A 932-nucleotide genomic window follows, 5' to 3' on the forward strand; every position below is an offset into this window, starting at 1 on the left:
CCCCAATGTCAGGATGTTAAACACTACCTGTCCAAATTGCCACTGCGTGCGGTCAAGACTGAGTACCCAAGGCTCAGGAATATCCATTAGGGAGACAACTAGCTGAGCAAAGTTGTAGTAATCGAGTTCAAAGTGACGAAAGAAACGCTGTAATCGCTTGTAGTGAGACCCTTGGGCTGCATCACCGCTAAAGCCAGTTGCCAACTCAGACAGGTTGACGGTTTTGACCCGAAACAGGGCAATCAAGAATAAAGCAACAAAGGTCACTCGGGCACCGTGCCATTTCAAGTGAGGCTGCAAAGTTTGGCGTAGCAAAGTAACCTGGTTCATAGGGTTTCATTGTGAGTGGTAGTAACTTCAATGAAACCCTACCCTGACTTATGCTTCAAGCTTTTGTCCTGTACTGAGGGGCGCAAATTCTTTGGGTGGCAAGTTCATCAGGATGAACTAAACAAATCTGCCCTGATCTTGCTACACTTCCTCTTCTTTAGAATGGATAAAGTTGAGCTTAGATCTTATCCTAAGGAAAGTGTGAAGTTTGCTTAGACAGGATCTCTCAAGCCATAACCTTGGTAAACAACATGGAGAAGAAGATCAAGAAAATAGGAAAAAAATTAAAGAAGATAAAAATTAATCCAAAAGCTGGTGGTTTTCTGGCAACCCTGTTTATTCTCGGCCTTATTCTGGCGCTGGTAGGCGCTGTTTTAGTAGTTGCTTTGGTTGCAGCTCCTGTTGTCGGCATTGGGTGGCTATGGCAGCACTATCACCAGAAACGAAGGAATCAAGAGAGTCATCTAAACTCAACCTTTTATCAGTTGCTTCAAGAAAACTTTGGACGGCTGGGTGTTCTTGAGTTTGCCTTGAAGACTAACCTTACGGGCTTGGAAGCTAAACAGTACTTGGATCAACGAGCAAGAGAATTTTCCGCTAAT

2 pseudogenes are annotated in these 932 nt (G+C 44.1%); one reads left to right on the plus strand and one right to left on the minus strand.

Going from position 1 to position 932, the window contains the following annotated elements:
- Positions 1-330, minus strand: a pseudogene (locus AC2VE5_RS28805) (IS4 family transposase); the annotation flags it as partial.
- Between the two features lie 251 nt (positions 331-581).
- Here AC2VE5_RS28805 and AC2VE5_RS28810 point away from each other — a divergent pair.
- Positions 582-932: pseudogene (locus AC2VE5_RS28810) on the plus strand (hypothetical protein); the annotation flags it as partial.

The organism is Aliterella sp. E5.1, from assembly GCF_057473825.1.